Origin of the sequence: Hydrogenophaga sp. (assembly GCF_019635465.1) — a bacterium.
GTDB lineage: Bacteria > Pseudomonadota > Gammaproteobacteria > Burkholderiales > Burkholderiaceae_C > Hydrogenophaga.
In genome coordinates, this window is the sequence record NZ_JAHBZK010000002.1 from 26,960 (window position 1) to 42,739 (window position 15,780).

Here is a 15,780-nt window from a genome sequence, read left to right on the forward strand (position 1 = left end):
GTCAAACTAGCTCCCTCCCCTTTGCGTTGTCTACCGGCTTCTCGCTCCTGAATTTGATCTTGCTTACGCGTCGTCCGGCACGTACTCAAACAGATCTGCGACACCGACGCTGAAGTACTTGCAAAGCGCGTTGATGGCGTCGAGATCGACCCTGGTCGCAGTTTCCTGATACAGCAGCGTAATGGTGTTCCGGTGAAGGCCGGTGTCCCGCGCAACATCGCTGATCTTGAGCTTTCGCTCCCCCATCACGCGGGACAGGTGGCACTTGATCACATCACTCTCCGTGGCTTTTTTTCACTCAGGATGCAAAAAAGCACTTGACAGTGGCATTTAGGCGTCCATAATGTCGTCCAAGATGACAAAAAACGATCCATCGAGCGTTTTTGACATCTGAATTGTCGCATTGGATGAAAGGAGTGACCAGTGTCTACAGCGACCTACCTGACCACGGACGAGCTTTCTGCTCGGATCAAGTACGACAGCCGAACGATCCGCGATCGGCTCAAGGACAGCGTTCTCATTGAAGGGCGGCACTACATCCGTCCCTTTGGTGGTCGCAAGACGCTCTACATCTGGGAGCACATCGAGGCCGATATGGCGATGGCGTCATCTGGCGGCTCCGCCAACATTCCGCTTGCCAATGGAGGCATGCTCCATGGGTAGCATTCGCCGCCTCGACAGCAAGGGCACGCTGTTCCTTGACTTCCGGTACGCCGGACAACGTCTGCGCGAGTACACCGCTCTCGCGGACACGCCGATGAACCGCAAGCGCCTGCAAAAGGCCCTCGAGCGCATCGAAGGCGAAATCGCCCTCGGCACGTTTGACTACGAGAAGACCTTCGGAAAGCCGCTTCCAGCCAAGTCTGGCCAGACGGACTCCGAAGCTTCGAGCAACGACGCTGAAGCTGCTCAGCCCACCACGCGCAGCGGCACGCCCTTGTTCAAGGACTTCGCCGACATGTGGTTCGCCGAGTGTGAAGTGTCCTGGCGCCGCAGCTACCGTGTCACGCAACGGGGATCGCTGGACCAGTACCTGATCCCGTACTTCGGGGACAAAGAGGTCGGCCACATCACCAAGGCAGACGTTCTGGCTTTTCGGGCATCACTCGCCAAAGTACCCGCCCGAAAAAGCCTCTCCACGCTGTCCAACCGTCGCATCAACTCCGTGATGAAGCCGCTGCGCCAGATCCTCAACGAGGCGGCCGACCGGCTGGAGTTTACGTCCGCGTTTCGCAACATCAAGCCGCTGAAGATGAAGAGGAGCGACGTCATGCCTTTCACACTCGAGGAGGTCCAGCAGATCCTCACGACCGTGCGGGCCGACTTCCGCAACTACTTCACCGTGCGCTTCTTCACCGGCATGCGAACGGGGGAGGTGCACGGCCTGAAGTGGAAGTACATCGACTTCGAGCGTCGCCTGATCCTGGTTCGCGAGGCCATCGTGATGAAGGAGGAGGATGAGCTCAAGACCGATGGCAGCGTGCGCGACATCCAGATGACCGACCTGGTGTTCGACGCCCTGCAGGCGCAATTCAAGGTCACCGGAAAACTCTCCGAGTTCGTCTTCTGCAACCGCAAAGGTGAGCCGATCGACAACCAGAATTTTCTGAATCGGGTCTGGTCGCCGCTGCTGCGCCATCTCAATATCCCTCACCGCAGGGCTTACCAGATGCGGCACACGGCAGCCACCCTGTGGCTCGCCGCGGGCGAAGCGCCGGAGTGGATCGCGCGCCAGCTCGGCCACACCAGCACCGAGATGCTGTTTCGGGTGTACAGCCGCTACGTGCCGAATCTGACCCGCCGTGACGGCTCGGCGATGGAGCGGCTCTTGAAGCAGCACATCTCTGTCGCCCCGGTGCAGGGTCTGGTGGTGCGCCTGCCGGAAGAGGCGGCCATGCTGCCCGCGGCACAGCAGGCTGGGGCGCACGCTGCATCGGCCGAGTCCGCGGCCAGCGATGCGCTCGATCCGTCGGCTCTCGTGTCGCAGCCTGGCGCGCCGCTTCAGGATGGGCAAGCCAGCCCGGCGCCGGCGGCCAACGAGGCGCAAGCCTTCGAAGTGCTGCCTGCGCCGCGCCGCCGCAAAGGGGCATCAAGTGCGGAAAGCCGGAATCGAACCGGCACCGATCCGGGCGATGCGGAGCTTGCCGCCTTGCTCAGGCCACCCCCGCTGCCGCCGTTCCTGAGGCACGGCTCATAGCGCAGCGCTGAGCGCCCAGGCGCTTTTCTCGACCAACGAACCCTTACCAGCTGACTGATTGACCGGCCGGACCGATGTGTCCGCTGCACCGGTGAGGCGAAGCCTTGCCCGAAACAGCCCCAAGACAACGAGAACACGTCGAAACAGCCGCTCAGAACAGCCCGATCTGCGAACCCGAAACCCGACTTATCCCTTCATCACCAAGGACCCAGACCATGAACTCGAATCTCAAGACCACCGCCCAGATCAACAACCCGGCCGTTGACCAGGCAGTCCATGGCCTCACCGGCCACATCCAGCCGCACGGCGACCTGGTGGCCCACGCCCTGGCCATGCCGACCATCCTGCATGAGCTCTCCAAGAATATGGGCGAGTTCGAGAAGGAGGTGCGCAGCCAACTCTCGGCGCGCCTGAACAAGCAGGCAGCCAACGACAAGGCCAATCCCGAAAACTCCCCTCGCTCCGGCGCCAGCGCTGGCACGGACGCCGGGGGCTTCGCACCCTACGCCGTCTCCCCCGGCGAAGAGATGCCCAACCTGCTGGGTGAACTCGCCGAGCCCGGCTCGGTGTTTCGCATGAACACGCTGCTGAGCGCCGCTTTCCCGTTCGGCCCAGTGGGCCCGTACATGAACCAGAACGGCCAGATCTGCCAGCGCCGCGAGGGCAGTGTCTCGATTGCCCTGCTCGGCAGCGGTGACCAGACGCTGGTGCTGCCCACGCCCTCGGACCAGACCGAGATCGCCCAGTCTGCTTCTCCGCGTGTGCGCTGGATCCGGGCCACCAAGACCCGCGTGCCCGGTGTGCCGGCTGATGCGCTGCTGGTCACGGGTATCGATCAGCCGCGCTCGGGTCGCGGCTCCGGCCCCTGGTTGCTCGACCACCTGCGCCTGTCGGAGGGCATCACGGCCGACCTGAGCCACGCCGTCCTGAGCCTGAAACCCGCTCACCAGGCGTTCTTCATGGCGGCGATTGCCCGGGCCGACATCGAGCAGGCCCTCGTGGCGCTGCTGCCGGAGGTGCGTGCGCGCAGCGTGGTTCACCCGTTGGCCCTGGGCGTGGTCGCGGCCGAGCAGGTCAACTCTCCTGAGCTGACCCGCGACGAGACCTCCCTTGTTCGCCTGGCCTGCCTGATCGCTGAACTGGGGGCTCTGCACGCAGCACCGGATCTGGTGTCGGGTGGTGGCTATTCCTCGAGCGAAGCCCTAGCGCGTGAACGTGAAGCCGAGCGCGCTGCCCACCCGCTGACCCAGCTCACGCTGCGGAGCCTGCTCACGCGCTTCATCAACATGGAGCCGATGAGTGCTGAAGGGGATGACCAGGGGGGAATGAAGGAAGCAGTCAATGAAGGCGTCTGGCTGCAGTTGCTGCTCAGTGATACCGTGCACCAGCAGTACCGCATCGGCAGCAAGTACGGCCCGCTGGGCAAGAACCCGGTGAACCCGCGGTTTGCGCTCATGGCTCAGACCTTTGGCGATGCCATGCGGCTCGCGCGCCGCGAAGCCTATGCCCGGCTACGCGATGCTGATGCCGAAGCCCAGCAGCCGCTGCCGCTGGAGCCCGTGCCCACGCTGGTGACGGCGGCGCTGGCGCGGGCTCCAGGTGGAGTGGTTGAGCTGGGCGTGCAGGCCGATACGGCCGGCTCCGCCGACCAGGCCAACGCAGACGTCGACGAAGACCAGTTCGCGCTCGACCTGGACGAAGGCCCGCTCACCGACATGCCCGAGATCGACGACAGCGACGTCGATGACTCTGCGCGGCTGTCATCCCTGGCCATGTTCTCAGGCTTGGCCCGAGGGCCGACGCCGGTGCGCATCCCCGACCACGAACGCCGCGCCTACGAAAACCGCTCCATCCCTTGGCCTCGCCCGAGCCTGGCCTGGGCGGCCGGCATGCTGGACGGGGATGGTTGCGTGGCCATTGTTCGGCAAACGTATCCGAACCGCTCCAGCACCTACCGCTTGGTGGTGCAGGTGACCCAGAACGACCTGCAGACCCTGAAGCACTTCCGGGTGTGCGTGGGCGTGCCCGCCCCGATCCATGAAGTCAAACGCCGCATTGGCCACAACCGGCAGGTCTATGCCTTGATGTACTCCGGCCCCAAAGCCGTGCTGGTGCTGCAGCGCCTGGCAGCCCACCTGGTGCGCAAGCGTCCAGAGGCCGAGGTGGCCCTGTCCTTCATCGAGAAAGGGCAGGTAGGCCGGCGCTTCGGCGGTAGGGGTGTGCCTCCCTCGATCGAGCAGATCCGCATCAGCCACTACAACAAGCTGCGCGCGTTGAAGTGAGACCGGGGAGAGCAGACATGACCGACCCCAAGAAGACCGATCCCGAGACCCCCGACCCGATCGGACCAGGCGTGTCGATGGTTGACGCGGTGAGCCCGTACTTGCGCCCCAAGCCGGATTGGGTGCTGGCCCCGCAGGCCAGGCGCCGACCGCCCAGCTTCACCGCACCTCCTGCGCAAGGCCGCTCGCGGCTGCTGCAGGATGGCAACTTCGTGAGCCTACCCCACTTCGCCGACAACTACGAGTACGAGCTCCTGCTGCCTCCTGGCGTGGCCGAGCAGTTCAAGAAGCTCAAGCAGCGCCTGGAGAAGGAGGCGGCTGAATCGCTCGAGACCGACGAACACGGCAAGCACGTGGGTCGGCCGGAGGATCAGGCGCAGCGAGAGAGAGCGCGAGAACAAGAGCGTGAGCGAGAGCGAGAGCGACAGGAGCTTGCTGCCAAGGCAGCCGAGCGAGAGCAGCAGCAAGCCCGGGAGAAGATGCAAGCCGAACTGCGTCGCATGGGCTTCAACCCGGATCAGGGCAAGCTTCGGGCCCAGATCGAGAAACTGCCCCTGACTCAGCGCCTGCGGGTGTACAGGGAGGAGGACGTTCAGCGCATGGCGGCTTCGGCGCAGAGCGTGGATTCGGACGCGAAGAAAAGGAACGAGCCGCTGGGCTACCTGCTCAAGGCCCGGGGGCCCTGGCGGCGGATCGGAAGTCCGGCGTCGGTGGAGGCGATCCTGGCGCTGCAGGAGGATCACCCACACTTCGGTGAAGTCATCCAGTTCGTGGCGAACCATGTGGCGCTGCAGAAGATGCGCTTCGGGGCGGACGAGACCGAGATCGGGCAAGCGCTCGCGAAAGGGAAGAAGGCCAGAGCAGGGAAGGGGGCGGGCAAAGGTTCAAGCTCGAGCCTTGAGGCGGCAGACCAGGTGAAGGCGCCGGTGCCACCGGTGCGCTTACCTCCCGTGCTGCTCTACGGCCCACCGGGTGTCGGCAAGACCCACTTCTGCGAATCCCTGGCCAAGGTGCTCGGGGTGCCGGTGCGCCGCCACCCAATGGATCAGGCCGAAACCTCCGGGGCGCTGCTTGGCTCGGACGCTGTCTGGGGCAACTCGCGCTATGGGCTGGTCTTCGATCTGCTTGGCCTGGGTGAGTACGCCAACCCACTCGTGATCCTGGATGAGTTGGACAAGGCACAGACGATGGGCAAGACCTCAGGCGGGTTCTCATCGCCAACCGGGGTGCTGCACTCGCTGCTGGAGCCAGTCTCAGCCGCACAGGTGCGGGACATCAGTCTGGACCTGGAACTCGATGCGAGCCAGCTCACCTGGATCGCCACGGCTAACTACCCCTGGTGGGTGCCGGCCACATTGCGATCGCGTTTCAGGGAGTTCTTCATCATGCCGCCAGGTGCGGAGCAGGCGATTCAGCTCGCACGAAGCGTGGTGAAGAACGCGCTGACGGCGGCGGGGTTCGGGATAGGAGAGCCGGATCGGCGAATCGTGGTAGCGCTGGCGCACCTCAGTGCGCGGGAGATTTTTCAGGTCACAGTGATGGCGGCGGGCAGGGCGGCCGCCAAGGGATACACCGCGGTGCGACTAGAGCACCTGCCTGCGGCGGTGCTAGCTGAATCTGATGAGACAGGCCGTGGCGGCAACAACAGTGGCAAGGCGTCTATTCATTGATCTGACGACATCCGCTCTGGAACGCGAGAATACATAACTGGGGGCGAGCCCTACCAAGTTGAATCCACAGCGATCAGCGCGATGCTTCAGATACCAGTTCTGTTAGTGCGCACACGAGATCACCGGGAGTCCTGATTGGGTGCAACTAGTCTGGAAGCTCTCTAGTGAACCAAGGCGTCGTACTCCGGAACGCGGACGGACGCAGCAAGACGAAGGCGTTGGCTACCAGCCCTTCGTCCGTCTGCACCGAAAGCATGGCGTCTGCGGGTGGACGCCGGTTCTTCAGCAAATGCCATCGGTGCTCACCCCGAATCGTTCTGTGCCATATCAACTGGAGTCGAAGGCGCAGCGAGTCGCCAAGGACCAGGATCCGACTGCGCGGGTAAATTTGGTAGGGGACACCGGCCCTGGTCAGCAGCTTGCTGATGTCGCGTTGCAGCCGGTCCCCGCTCTTTCTTTACTTGACCCGCGTGCACTCGCGCTGCGCGCGCGCTAGATGGCCAGCTTCTTACGCAGAACCAGCAGAAGTTGTTCCTTGTCCCGATGCAGCCGTCCCCGCGAGCACAGGCTGCGCTGCCCCCTTTCCCAAAGCTCTTGAGAAACGATGGGCTCGATCAGCTTGTTCGCTCGTGTCTGAGAAGCCCTGCACTCCTGTTTGCTCGTGCTGCATCGTCCCAGACAGCGCTTCAAGCCGAGCGAGCGACATACCGTACCGGCCTTCACAGCAACCAAAATAATAAATCTTTTCTACTAAGTAAAATCCTTAGGCGATATATCGAAAAGAAGCTTGCACATATCGAAACGCGAACGTACATTGGACGCAATGAATAGTGAAGCGAGGCTTTTTGTGCAAGACATCGAGAAATCAGGTGGATCAGAGCGAAAGAGACAGGGCGGGCGATCGGATCGAGAAGAGGGCGCTGCAGTTGGGTCACTGTCTCGGGGGCTCCAGATCCTGGACGTCCTCACTCAAGCGCCCGGTTGGCTCTCGCTTTCCGACATCGCTGCAGAGACGGGCCTTGACGCCAGTACTGCGCATCGACTGCTCCAAACGCTGATCGAGAGCGGCCATGCCGTACGAGACGACGCTCTCAAACGCTACCTGCCGGGCCCTCGCACTCTGTCGCCCCTTTCGCTCTTCCACCCATTAACGCAGCTTCGTCGCGAAGCCTTGCCTGTCTTGGAGTTCCTCCAGTCGCAGATCGGAGAGACCTGTGCGTTCGTGCTTTTCCTCGGCCAGGAACGTCTGGTAGTCGACTTCGTGCGCGGTAGTCATCCGCTGTCGCCGTACTACGACACGTGGCTGAAGAGCCCGCTGCACGGTTCGGCTTCGGGAAAGCTGTTGTTGGCATGGATGCAAGAAGCCGAAAGAGCGGAGTTGTTGGGCCCAGGGCCCTACCCGGCGCATACAGCTAAGACCATCACGTCACCAGAAGAGCTCGAGGGCGACCTGAAGCTGGTGCGCCAGAGGGGGTATGCGGTTGCGCGTGAGGATGCTTACGAGAGCTTAGTCGCGCTAGGCGTCCCGCTGGCCTTTCAGCGCGATGCGCAACCGATTGGCTGCCTTGTCATCTCCGCAGCAAGCAGCTCTCTGGGCCCTGAAGCCGAGCCGAAGGTTTCAGAGCAACTTCGTGCCGCGACCACGCTGCTTATGAACGGAGCGCCGACGATGCAGGTATTTCGCCAGTGGACGGCGCGAGGTATCCGACGAGGCTCCGCCACTCTGGCTTAACCCCTTCTCGTTAGAAAGCACGATATGACACGCAACGCCGTTCAGTGGACCAGTCCCCCCCAGCTGCCTGCGGACCACTACATCGACTCGCAGGTATATACGAGCCAGGAGATATTTGACGAAGAGCGCGAAAAGATCTTCGCGCGCACTTGGAAGTTCATCTGCCACGAGAGCGAGTTACCCAACCCGGGAGACTTCAGATCTGTGGAGCATGTTGGTATCCCGCTAGTCGTGGTGCGCGGACCGGACGGCACGGTGCGCACCTTCGTCAACGCATGTTCGCATCGTGGCGCGAAGCTGGTGAATGAGCCGCGAGGCAATACGAAGCACTTCACCTGCTTCTTCCATCTCTGGTCGTACGACACGGGTGGGCGCTGTATCGAGATCACTCGCGAAGAAGGCTACAAGCACTGCGGCTTGACCAAGGACGATTGCGGGCTGCGAAAAGTTCGTACGGAAATCAAGCTCGGGATGGTGTTCATCAACATGGATGACCAGGCCGAGGATTTCGACACCCACGTTGGCAATGCCATGGACGACCTATTGGAGCCGATGGGTACCCAACCAATGGAGGTCTTCCATTTTCACCGCGTGCTTATGCATGCCAACTGGAAGCAGTGGCACGAGACCAATATGGAGCTTTACCACGAGTGGGGCCACGTAGTAAACCGCACGACCAGTGTGGCGGTTCCGGGTTACCACGATCGCAAGTGGAAGATCCATCCCAGCGGCCATGGCTCTCTGGAGCCGCTAAAGGTGCAGTACAGCAACTACAAAGGCTGGGATCAGCGCGAGAACCTGACGCTCCCGGGTCTGTCACCTGGAGAGTTCCGCGTAGTAGACCTGTTCCCGAACACCACCGTGATCGTCCGAGCGACAACGATCCGAATCGACACCAGTATCCCAATTGCCCCCGGCATCACTCTTCTCGAACAGCGTGGACTGGGTGTAAAGGGCGAGTCGGCACAAGACAGGGCGCACCGCCAGCACCACCACAACCAGTTCTGGGGCCCCTTCGGACGCAACCTGGCCGAAGACGTGATCTTCGTAGAAGCGGTAGAGCGAGCGAACCGGCACGGTGGTGCGCGTTTCGGAATCATCGCCCGACACGAAGAATTGAAGTCGCAGGACGATGAAATCATGCGCGCGTACTACCGAACCTGGGGTCGCTATATGGAGCGCGAAGCATCAAACCCGTTGGGCGCACGCGAAGGACAAGCAGTGCCTGTGGCGCGCCGCGCCTGAGAGATGAAGACCAAATGAACAGTGAAGCAATTGCACGAATGATCTATGGTGCCGCAATCAAGCTGGACGCCGAGGACTTCAAGGGGTTCATGCGCCAGTGCGGCGACGATTTTAGATACTCGATTCGTAGTTATAGCCCGGAGCTCGGTCAGGAGATGGTCTGGCTCGAGCACGATCGAAAGGGGATGCAGGACCTCTTCGCCATGCTGCCAAAGCATGTTCGTATGACAGGGCGATTCAAGCGTCATGTAAGCGTCTACTCCGTCGATAGGGATGATGACCGCCATGCCCGTGCGCACTCTAGCGTTCTGCTCGTGCATACCGATATGGAAGGCAACTCCAAGCTCTTCGCTGCAGGGCAATACGAGGACCTTATCGACACTGCAGGAGATACACCCCGCATTCTCGAGCGTGTCGTCCGCTTAGAAACCCGAAACCTCGGACCGGGCGTGCACGTGCCTGTCTAGGGAAGCCCCCGTTCCGCCTCTTCCTCCCCGCGCGCGTTCGTGTGCGCGTGCGAATCATCACACCAACGTTCTTAGGAGACAAGCATGCGCCAGACCCAACCCCTTTCCAGAGCTGATCAGGTCAACATCGCTCGACGCTTCGGACTGAAGGCTGCCCTGTTTGCAACTGCCGCGGGTGTGACCGGCGGAATTGTGCCGGGCCTTTCGAACTTCGTAATGAAGGAGGCCAATGCGCAAGAAAAGGCCAAGTATCGATTGCGCTTTGGTGCAAGCGTAATTTCGCCGACCAACGAGGCCTATCTACGCACTGGTGTTTATGACTTCGTCAAGCTCGTGGAGGAGAAGTCGAACGGCGAGGTGGCTATCCAAGTCATTGACAAGTCGCAGGGATGCGCCGAGACCACCTGCGGCGAACGCGTGATCAACAACGTCCTGCACATCGGGTCTTCATCGCCGCAGAACCTCGGTTCAGTGATGCCGTACTCAATCGCACTCGACTGGCCCTTCCTGTGGCGCGACCGTACGGAGTACCTCAACTTCCTGTTCAGCAAGGAGTCGAATCGACTCTACCGCGACGTTCTCCGCAAGGCCTACAACGTCGTCCCGCTGTATGGAAGCGGAGAGATGCGTAACGTGATGATGGGATTGAAGTACTCGGGCAAGCCAAACATCGTCAGCCCCGCCGCGTTGCAGGGCGCCAAGATCCGCATCACCAACAGCGAGATGATCTCGGGCTTCGCGCAGAGCATGAAGATGAATCCTATCCCCTTGGCGTGGACAGAGCTCCTCGAGGGCTTGAAGTCCGGGGTTGTGGATGCGGCGGAGACATGGCCTGGCGCGGCGGTGGGTTTCGGCATGCAGAGCGTCCTGGCGCAGGACGTCGGGGTGGAGTTTTCTCCAGGTTTCGAGATGGTGTTTATCTCCGCCAGCACGTTCGACAAGTTTCCAGACAAGATCAAGACCGTGTTCATGGAGGCGGCGCACGAGACCATGCGAACCGCTTACGACGGTGTCACGGAAGCGCAGAACAAGCTGGTGGGTAATGGCGCGAATCCATCAGCGGATGCTGTCTATGCCAAGAGCAACATCAAGCATTCCCGGCTAACGGAGGCACAGCGCGAGGAGTTTCGTGCCATCGGAAGCGTCGACAAGAACCCGCAGATCTACGACGCCACGCGCAAAAAGTTGGATCAAATTGCTGGTCTTGATGTCTACGGCGCGATGAAGGAATCAGCAGCAAAACTTGCTGGCAAGCCCCTTCAGCCGAACAAGTGGTGGGTTTGACTCCCATGGCGCCCATTGCAGAAGCCGCCGCGACGACAGTGGCTCCTCCGGCCGAAGGTCAGCAAGAGGGAAGGGGCTTGGCAGGCGTGATTTCACGAATCGATCGCGTGCTCGGGCAAGCGGAGAGTGGAGTCATCCTAGTGAGCTACGCGACACTGATCGTCATTGTCGGCGTCGAGACATTGCGGCGTGCGCTCATTGGCGCACAAGAGGTATGGGGCCCGGAGATCGCGCTCTATGCATTCGTTTGGCTCTCCTGGTTTTCCATGGCCAAGCATGGGCGATATGGGACACACCTGTCATTCTCAGAGCTTCGGCAACGCTTGCCGAAGAACGGGCAGCGGGCGCTCGAGCTCATCGACTGCGCGCTCTGGGTCGCAATCGGGGTGATCATTATCGTGACCTCATGGGGTGTGGTTGAGAATCAGATCAAGATGGGGCAGACGGTATTTGGCACGCCGATTCCGCTCGCGGTGGCAAGCCTCGCTGTACCGGTTGGCTGGGCTTTCTCGATGGTTCGCATCCTCCAGCGAGCAGCCATGGTCCTATTCGCATGGGACCGACTCAAGGCTGAGCGTGGTGGCTTTTTGAACCTGTAGGACTTGGCAGGACAAAACCATGACTCTCACCCTAATCTCGCTCGCCGCGGTCCTGATGTTCGCACTGGGAACGCCAATAGTGTTGCTAATTGCGCTTTGGGTTGCTGCAACATCCTACTGGGTGATCGACTTCCCGCTAACCAACATGGGGCTCTCGGCACTCGACTCACTGAAAAGCTTCGCGTTCCTAGCGGTCCCGCTATTCATCTGCACTGGTGATTTCCTAACCGCGGGCGGTCTTTCGCAGCGCCTTGTCGGATTGTCCAAAAGCTTGGTTGCGTTCCTGCCAGGGCGCACCGCTGCCACTGCCGTACTTGCCAGCGGCATGTTTGCCGCGGTGAGCGGATCCAATGCGGCCACAGCCGCAACCATGGGTCAATTGGTTGGGCCGGAGATGAAGAAGGCTGGTGTCGCGCCTGGTCTGGCGGGGGCGATCGTGGCAGCCGGCGGGACCCTGGGCGTGGTCATCCCGCCAAGCACCATCTTCATCATCTATGGCATCACCATGGGCGTATCGCCGGTTGATCTCAACCTTGGGGGCTTGCTCCCCGGTGTTCTCATGATGGTACTCATGATGGTTTTCTGCGTATGGCTCACACGCCGAAGTGAACTCGCAGACCGCTTCGTGCCCCTGACCTTGTTGCGCAACATCGGCCGCGAAGCGGCAGGCGCTTCGCTAGGCTTGGTGGCCGTCGCGCTGCTCTTCTTCGGACTGTATCTAGGCTGGTTCAGCTCCACCGAGGCGGCGGGGGTAGCCACCATCTACTGCCTGCTGGTGGGCCTGTTCGTGACGCGCAAGATCGGCTGGCGCAACATTCCGAGAATTCTGCAGGCCAGTGCCGCCGTCACAGGAATCATCGCGCCTATGGTGGCCTTCTCGCTGCAGTTCCAGCAGATCCTCTCGGTACTCGAGATCCAGAGTGCCGTGCAGGAACTCCTCTCAGGGCTGGCCGCGAGCCATGGGCCGGCCATGACCATGGTCGCCATGATGGCAATCGTGTTGGTGGTTGGGTGCATTACGGAGTCCGTCGCAGTTGTCCTGATCCTGGCGCCGATTCTCGGTCCTGTCGCTCTGAGCTTGGGCATGGACCCGATTCAATGGGGCGTTGCGTTTGTCATCGGCACTTCCATTGGTTTCATCACGCCACCGTACGGTCTCAATCTCTTCGTCACGTCAGCCACTATGGGCATTCCTTACGGTCAGCTTGTCAAACGCATCTTGATCTTCCTGGTGCCGCTGCTGATCGCCTGGGCTGCCATTGTGTCCTTTCCGGCACTCACGCTGTCTTTCCTGCCGAACCGTTGAATTGGAGTAACCAATGAGTGAAAGTCAAACGCGCAATGTTCGCCAACGCATTCCCGTCGCCATCCTGGGCTCGGGCAACATCGGCACCGACCTGATGTACAAGATCTGCCGTAACAAGGCGTTCGACCTGCGCCTGCTGGCTGGCATCGATCCTGAATCCGAAGGCCTTGCGCGAGCCCGTGAACTCGGCTGCCGGACGTCTACGGATGGTGTCGAGGCGATCTTCGAAGAGGAGGGTGTGCAGATTGTCTTCGAAGCCACTTCGGCGCGAGCGCATATCGCCAATGCACCGCGGTACAAGGAGGCGGGCATCTTCGCGATCGACTTGACACCCGCCAAAGTCGGGCCAAGTGTGGTCCCCTGCGTCAACGGGGACAGCCGCTTCGACGCGCACAACGTCAACCTGATCTCGTGCGCAGCGCAGGCCACCATTCCGATCGTGCACGGCGTCAACCGCGTTGCGAACGTGAAGTACGCTGAGATCGTCGCCACAGTTTCGAGCCGAAGCATCGGACCGGGGACCCGGCAGAACATCGAGGAGTTCACCCTGACCACGCAGAAGGCGCTTGCTGAAGTGGGTGGAGCAGGTAGGGGCAAGGCCCTGGTCGTGGTCAATCCTGCCGATCCGCCGCTCATGATGCGTAACACCGTCTACACCATGGTGGACGGTGACGTGGACGAGCAGGCTGTGACGAACTCCGTGTTGGAGATGGTCAAGGCAGTGCAGAAGTATGTGCCCGGCTACCGTCTCACCGTGGAACCTTTCCGCCGTGGTGATCACTTCATGATCGGCGTTGAGGTCGAAGGCGCTGGCGACTTCCTGCCGGCCTACGCCGGCAACCTGGACATCATCAACGCGGCGGCCGTAGCTGTCGCGGAACGCTTCGCGGCGACTTTGAACTGAGGAGATGTAGTTGGCCAAGATCACATTTGTTGACGTCACGCTTCGCGACGGCAACCATACCTATCGACACCAATTCACGCCGGAGATCGTCGCGGCGACGGCGGCGGCACTGGATCGGGCAGGCGTCGACATCATCGAAGTTGGCCACGGCGATGGCCTGGGTGGCAGCAGCCTGCATGTGGGCCGGGCAGCAGCGAGCGACGAGGAGCTGCTTCGTGCGGCCTGCCGAGTGGTGAAAAGGGCGAGGATCGCGATTCTGCTGGTTCCGGGCTTCGGCCTCTTCAATGACTTGGAAATGGCGGCAGACGCTGGCGTGAAGGTCGCTCGCGTAGCCACTCATTGCACCGAAGCCGATATCACCGAGCAGCATCTTCGACGGGCGAAAGACCTGGGAATGTTCACAGTCGGCTACCTCATTTCCGCCGGGATGGCGTCGCCTGAGCAACTCGCCGAAGAGGCACGCAAGCTTGAGTCTTACGGCGCCGACTACGTGAACCTTGCGGAGTCGCAGGGCCACCTGGTGCCGACCGAGGTCGCTGCCCGGGTGCGCGCCGTGCGCGGCGCGGTCAAGATTCCCATCGGCTTTCACCCACACAACAACCTGGGCCTCGCCATCGGAAACATTCTTGCCGCGGTGGAGGAGGGTGCCAGCTTCATCGATGGAAGCCTCAAAGGGTTTGGCGGTGGCGCTGGCAACGCGCAGACCGAGGTGGCGATCACTGCGCTAAAGCGTGCCGGTCACGAGGTCGGGGCCGACATCTTCGGCATCATGGATGCGGCCGACGTCTTCAGCAAGCAGGTGGCGCCGCAGCCGATGCCCGTGATCGACAATGATTCGATCCTCATGGGTTATGCCAACGTTTACGGCGGCTACATCCACCCGGTCAAGCACGCGGCGGAGCGTTACGGATGCGATCCACGAAAGCTGGTCCTGCGTCTGGGCGAGCGCAAGGTGGTCGCGGCCCAGGAGGACGTGGTGATCGAGGAAGCCCAGCGGCTCGCCCACGGCATCCGCAAGGCCGCGTGATTTCCCCGAGGTACGGCCGCGATGGGACACACGGTGGAGATTCGCAACGACAGCGGCTCGCAATTGTTCACCTGCGTTTCGGGTGAACGGCTGCTGTACGCGGGGTTGAGCGGCGGGGCCGACCTGCCCTACGGTTGTGCTACTGGCACCTGTGGGAACTGCAGGGCAACGCTGCTGTCGGGGGAGGTCGAAACCTTGTGGAAAGAGGCTCCCGGCAGTCGTGCACTGAAGAAGGAAGGGGAGATCCTGCTTTGCCAGTCGACGCCGCTGAGGAATTGTGTCCTGGAGGCAAGAGCGGGAGACTCTAGGCATCAGCGGGACACCCCGATGACGCACCAAGCTTCCGTGTCCTCGGTAGCCCGCGATGAGGATGGGCTCGCCTGGGTCGTGCTTAAGTTGCAGAGGCCCATGCGCTTCCTGGCGGGCCAGTTCGTGCTCGTTTCGATTCCAGGCGTGGAGGGCTTCCGGGCGTATTCGCCAGCTCATGACGGCGCAGACGTTGTCGAGCTCGCCCTGCTCGTGCGTGAGAAGCCAGGGGGAGGCGTATCGCCACTTCTCTGCGGGCAGCAGCAGGTGGGCACACAGGTTACGGTCTTCGGGCCGCTTGGAACGGCGCACGTTCATCCCGCGCAGGACCATGACATGGCTGTCCTTGTCGGTGGATCCGGCGCGGGCGTCGCGTTGTCGCTGCTCGATTGGGCGAAAGCCACAGGGCATCTTTCGCGGCACCGCTTGGACGTGGTGTGTGGCCTGCGGACGCTGCGTTCCCAGCAAGTGATCGAGAGGCTGGTCGAAGCAGCGAAAAGTGCTTCTGAGAACTTGCGCGTCGTGGTGGCGCTATCAGATGAGCCGGCGGACGCGGACTTGCCTCAGGCGATTCCGGGGCTGACCTACGAACGTGGTTTTGTACACGAGCTGGCGTCTGAGCTTCTGAGCACCGAAGAGTGGAAGAAACGCGCCGTCTTCGTCGCCGGGCCGCCTCCCATGGTCGAAGCCAGCATGCGCATGTTGCTCCTACGCGCAAAGCTGAGTCCGACCAAGATCCGATATGACAGTTTCTCCTAATC

At 61.6% G+C, this 15,780-nt stretch carries 14 protein-coding genes and 1 pseudogene; 14 read left to right on the plus strand and 1 reads right to left on the minus strand.

Annotated elements, in window-relative coordinates; all coding sequences use genetic code 11:
- Positions 1 to 63 precede the first annotated feature (63 nt).
- Complete coding sequence (locus tag KF871_RS01840; RefSeq protein ID WP_291137489.1) at positions 64 to 273, minus strand: helix-turn-helix transcriptional regulator; 210 nt, start codon at positions 271 to 273, stop codon at positions 64 to 66.
- Between the two features lie 150 nt (positions 274 to 423).
- Between KF871_RS01840 and KF871_RS01845 the strand changes: the two genes are divergently transcribed.
- From KF871_RS01845 to KF871_RS01905, 14 genes and pseudogenes are all read left to right on the plus strand, one after another.
- Entirely contained in the window at positions 424 to 663 is a 240-nt protein-coding gene (locus tag KF871_RS01845; protein WP_291137492.1) for a hypothetical protein, read from the plus strand.
- Complete coding sequence (locus tag KF871_RS01850) at positions 656 to 2,197, plus strand: site-specific integrase (protein WP_291137495.1); 1,542 nt, start codon at positions 656 to 658, stop codon at positions 2,195 to 2,197. Before KF871_RS01845 ends, KF871_RS01850 begins: the two co-directional genes overlap by 8 nt.
- A gap of 215 nt (positions 2,198 to 2,412) precedes the next feature.
- The gene (locus KF871_RS01855) at positions 2,413 to 4,479 is read left to right on the plus strand and encodes a hypothetical protein (RefSeq protein ID WP_291137498.1); all 2,067 of its coding nucleotides are present in this window, start codon (positions 2,413 to 2,415) and stop codon (positions 4,477 to 4,479) included.
- A gap of 17 nt (positions 4,480 to 4,496) precedes the next feature.
- Entirely contained in the window at positions 4,497 to 6,149 is a 1,653-nt protein-coding gene (locus tag KF871_RS01860; RefSeq protein ID WP_291137501.1) for an AAA family ATPase, read from the plus strand.
- An 823-nt stretch (positions 6,150 to 6,972) separates the two neighbouring features.
- Positions 6,973 to 7,221: pseudogene (locus KF871_RS18730) on the plus strand (helix-turn-helix domain-containing protein); the annotation flags it as partial.
- 108 nt (positions 7,222 to 7,329) lie between these two features.
- Positions 7,330 to 7,881, plus strand: a complete 552-nt coding sequence (locus tag KF871_RS01865) for an IclR family transcriptional regulator C-terminal domain-containing protein (protein WP_245981139.1) — start codon at positions 7,330 to 7,332, stop codon at positions 7,879 to 7,881.
- Positions 7,882 to 7,905: 24 nt separating this feature from the next.
- Positions 7,906 to 9,126, plus strand: coding sequence for an aromatic ring-hydroxylating dioxygenase subunit alpha (locus tag KF871_RS01870; RefSeq protein ID WP_291137508.1), 1,221 nt, complete (start codon positions 7,906 to 7,908; stop codon positions 9,124 to 9,126).
- A 14-nt stretch (positions 9,127 to 9,140) separates the two neighbouring features.
- Positions 9,141 to 9,593, plus strand: coding sequence for an aromatic-ring-hydroxylating dioxygenase subunit beta (locus KF871_RS01875; RefSeq protein WP_116960935.1), 453 nt, complete (start codon positions 9,141 to 9,143; stop codon positions 9,591 to 9,593).
- Between the two features lie 84 nt (positions 9,594 to 9,677).
- Positions 9,678 to 10,877, plus strand: coding sequence for a TRAP transporter substrate-binding protein (locus KF871_RS01880; RefSeq protein WP_291137516.1), 1,200 nt, complete (start codon positions 9,678 to 9,680; stop codon positions 10,875 to 10,877).
- A gap of 5 nt (positions 10,878 to 10,882) precedes the next feature.
- Positions 10,883 to 11,476: a TRAP transporter small permease gene (locus KF871_RS01885; RefSeq protein ID WP_291137520.1), complete on the plus strand. Its 594-nt coding sequence runs from the start codon at positions 10,883 to 10,885 to the stop codon at positions 11,474 to 11,476.
- 19 nt (positions 11,477 to 11,495) lie between these two features.
- Positions 11,496 to 12,782: a TRAP transporter large permease gene (locus tag KF871_RS01890; RefSeq protein ID WP_291137523.1), complete on the plus strand. Its 1,287-nt coding sequence runs from the start codon at positions 11,496 to 11,498 to the stop codon at positions 12,780 to 12,782.
- A 13-nt stretch (positions 12,783 to 12,795) separates the two neighbouring features.
- Positions 12,796 to 13,686: an acetaldehyde dehydrogenase (acetylating) gene (locus tag KF871_RS01895; RefSeq protein WP_116960931.1), complete on the plus strand. Its 891-nt coding sequence runs from the start codon at positions 12,796 to 12,798 to the stop codon at positions 13,684 to 13,686.
- A 10-nt stretch (positions 13,687 to 13,696) separates the two neighbouring features.
- Positions 13,697 to 14,713 carry a 4-hydroxy-2-oxovalerate aldolase gene (dmpG, locus tag KF871_RS01900; RefSeq protein WP_116960930.1) on the plus strand — a complete coding sequence of 339 codons (1,017 nt, stop codon included), beginning with the start codon at positions 13,697 to 13,699 and terminating at the stop codon, positions 14,711 to 14,713.
- A gap of 33 nt (positions 14,714 to 14,746) precedes the next feature.
- Positions 14,747 to 15,778, plus strand: a complete 1,032-nt coding sequence (locus KF871_RS01905) for a 2Fe-2S iron-sulfur cluster binding domain-containing protein (protein ID WP_181936584.1) — start codon at positions 14,747 to 14,749, stop codon at positions 15,776 to 15,778.
- The last annotated feature ends 2 nt before the right edge of the window (positions 15,779 to 15,780 follow it).